The sequence below is a fragment of the Vannielia litorea genome, assembly GCF_018424695.1.
GTDB lineage: Bacteria > Pseudomonadota > Alphaproteobacteria > Rhodobacterales > Rhodobacteraceae > Vannielia > Vannielia litorea_A.
Genome location: NZ_QTNQ01000169.1, coordinates 1 through 3315 on the forward strand (window position 1 = coordinate 1; position 3315 = coordinate 3315).

The window sequence follows — 3315 nt, forward strand, 5'->3', positions numbered from 1 at the left end:
GGTCCAGCAACTCCCCCAGACCCCGCGCGACAAAGCAGGCATTGGCCGCCGCGATCAGGTCCTTGCTGGTGTCCGCCAGCGTTCCATCGAGGTCGAAAACCACCGTTTTCATGGCGCTCCCCTGTCACAATCCGTCACCACATGTGACCCACCAGCCCCTTGCCACCCTGCACCATGCGGGTAGAACGGGGCCAAGTGCTCCGGGTATAACCGGAGTTGAGCAGAACAAAAGGGGCAGCGGGCCATGAGCACCAGCCTGATCATCCTCGCAGCCGGGCAAGGCACCCGTATGCAGTCGGACATGCCGAAGGTGTTGCACCGCATCGCCCACGCGCCCCTGCTGGCCCATGCCATGCATGCAGGCGCCGCGCTGGAGCCAGAGCGCGTGATCGTGGTGGCCGGGCATGGGGCGGAACTTGTTGAGGCCGCCGTTGCCGAGATCGACAAGACCGCGCAGGTGGTGATCCAGGAGGACCGGCTCGGCACGGGCCATGCCGTTCTGCAAGCGCGCGATGCCATGAAGGGCGCCGAGGGCAATGCCATCATCCTCTATGGCGACACCCCCTTCATCCAGCCCGAAACCCTCGCTGCAATGACCGAGGCCCGCAGCCGTCATGCCGTGGTGGTGCTGGGCTTCGAGCCTGAAGACCCGGCCCGCTATGGACGCCTTTTCATGGACGGCGACAGCCTCGAGGCGATCGTCGAATACAAGGACGCCACCGAAGCCCAGCGGGCGATCCCCCTCTGCAACTCGGGCGTCATCTGCGCCGACCTGCGCCAGCTCTTTTCGCTTCTGGATGAGGTCGGCAACGACAACGCCGCAGGCGAATACTACCTCACCGACATCGTCGCCATCGCCCGTCAGCAGGGCCTCTCTTGCGGCGTCGTGCGCTGTGACGAAGCCGAAACCATGGGCGTCAACTCCCGCGCCGACCTCGCCGCCGCCGAGGCCGCCTTCCAGGCCCGCAAGCGCGCCGAAGCGCTCGAAAACGGCGTCACCCTCACCGCGCCCGAAACCGTCCATTTCGCCTGGGACACCTGGGTCGGCCGCGACGCCACCGTTGAACCTTTCGTCGTCTTCGGCCCCGGCGTGACGGTCGAAACCGGCGCGCAAATCCGCGCCTTCTCGCATCTCGAAGGCTGCCACGTCTCCACCGGCGCCCAGGTCGGCCCCTACGCCCGCCTGCGCCCCGGCGCGGAACTGGCCAACAACGCCAAGGTCGGCAATTTCTGCGAGGTGAAGAATGCCGAGATCGGCGAAGGCGCCAAGGTCAACCACCTCTCCTACATCGGCGACGCCAGCATCGGCGAGGCCGCAAACATCGGCGCGGGCACCATCACCTGCAACTACGACGGCGTCTTCAAACACCGCACCGAGGTCGGCGCCCGCGCCTTCATCGGCTCCAACACCATGCTGGTCGCCCCTGTCACTGTCGGCGCCGAGGCCCTCACCGCCTCCGGCTCCGTCATCACCGAAGATGTGCCTGCGGGCGACCTCGCCCTTGGCCGCAGCCGCCAAGCCAACAAACCGGGCCTCGCCCGCAAACTCATGGACAGGCTGCGCGCCGCCAAGGCCGCAAAGCAGGAGTCGAAATAATGTGTGGAATCGTCGGCGTTCTCGGCAACCATGAAGCCGCCCCCCTGCTGGTGGAGGCCCTCAAGCGGCTGGAATATCGCGGCTATGACTCGGCGGGCATCGCCACCGTGAACGGCGAAGCGCTCGACCGCCGTCGCGCGGTGGGCAAGCTGGTCAACCTCTCCGACCTGCTGGTGCACGAGCCCCTGCCCGGCAAGGCCGGCATCGGCCACACCCGCTGGGCGACCCACGGCGCCCCAACCGAAACCAACGCCCACCCCCACCGCGCGGGCCCTGTCGCCGTGGTGCATAACGGCATCGTCGAAAACTTCCGCGAACTGCGCGAGGAGCTGGCCGGCCACGGGCTGAAAACCGTCACCGACACCGACACCGAAGTCGTCGCCCTGCTCACCGAGCATTACCTGAAGCAAGGCCTCGCCGCTCGCGATGCCTGCGAACAGGTCATCGCCCGCCTTACCGGCGCCTTCGCGCTCTGCTTCCTCTTCGAAGGCGAAGACAACCTGCTCATCGCTGCCCGCAAGGGCTCGCCGCTCGCCATCGGCCATGGCGAGGGCGAAGTCTACGTCGGCTCCGACGCCATCGCACTGGCCCCGCTGACCGACCGCATCACCTATCTCGAAGACGGCGACTGGTGCGTGCTCACTCGCCAAAGCGTTGAAATCATGGACGCCCAGGGCAACCGGGCCAACCGCCCGGTCAAGACCGTCAGCATTGACGCCACCCAGATCGACAAGGCCGGGCACAAGCACTTCATGGCCAAGGAGATCGCCGAGCAGCCCACCGTTCTGGGCGAGGCGCTCTCGTATTACCTGACCGAAAGCGGCATCCAGCTCCCCGATCCGGGCCTCGACTTCACCAGGTTCGACCGCCTCACCATGGTCGCCTGCGGCACCGCCTTCTACGCCTGCCTCACCGCCAAATACTGGTTCGAGCAGATCGCCCGCCTCCCCGTCGAGGTCGATATCGCCTCCGAATTCCGCTACCGCGAGCCGCCGATCCCGGCGAACACTCTCGCACTCTTCGTCAGCCAGTCCGGCGAAACCGCCGACACGCTCGCCGCCCTGCGCTACTGCGAAGACAAGGCGATGATCGCCTCGGTGGTCAACGTCCCCGAAAGCTCCATCGCGCGGGCCTCCGACATCGCCCTGCCGATCCTCGCCGGCGCCGAGATCGGAGTCGCCTCCACAAAGGCCTTCACCTGCCAGCTCACCGTCCTCTTCCTGCTCGCCCTCAAGGCGGGCCTCGATCGTGGCACGCTCTCCGAGGCCGAGGCGCAAGACCACCTCACCCAACTCAAGGCCCTCCCCGGCCTCTTCAACGCCGCGCTCGCCGCCTCGCCGGAGATGGAAGCCACGGCACAAAAGCTGGCCGAGGCGCGCGATATCCTCTTCCTTGGCCGCGGCGCGCTCTACCCGCTCGCGATGGAAGGCGCCCTGAAACTGAAAGAAATCAGCTACATCCACGCCGAAGGCTATGCCTCCGGCGAGCTGAAACACGGCCCCATCGCCCTGATCGACAAGCACACGCCCGTCGTCTTCATGGCACCGTCCGATGGGCTGTTCGACAAGACCATCTCCAACATGCAGGAAGTCATGGCTCGCGCCGGCAAGGTCGTTCTCGTAACAGATGCGAAGGGCGCCAAAACCGCCGCCGAGGGCACATGGCGCCAGATCATCCTGCCAGAGGTTTCCCCCGCCCTCGCCCCCATCCTCTACGCC

General features: G+C 66.5%; 3 protein-coding genes. 2 read left to right on the forward strand and 1 reads right to left on the reverse strand.

From position 1 onward, the window contains the following. Positions 1-112 (reverse strand): HAD hydrolase-like protein (locus tag DYI42_RS23605; protein ID WP_213549540.1); only part of this gene is annotated, 112 nt, incomplete at its 3' end. Positions 113-244: 132 nt separating this feature from the next. On the opposite strand from DYI42_RS23605, the gene glmU reads away from it, so the two are divergent. Beyond that, positions 245-1597: a bifunctional UDP-N-acetylglucosamine diphosphorylase/glucosamine-1-phosphate N-acetyltransferase GlmU gene (glmU, locus tag DYI42_RS23610; protein ID WP_213549536.1), complete on the forward strand. Its 1353-nt coding sequence runs from the start codon at positions 245-247 to the stop codon at positions 1595-1597. After that, positions 1597-3315, forward strand: a 1719-nt coding sequence (gene glmS, locus DYI42_RS23615; protein WP_213549538.1) for a glutamine--fructose-6-phosphate transaminase (isomerizing), incomplete at its 3' end; no start/stop codon positions are given. The genes glmU and glmS, both read left to right, overlap by 1 nt.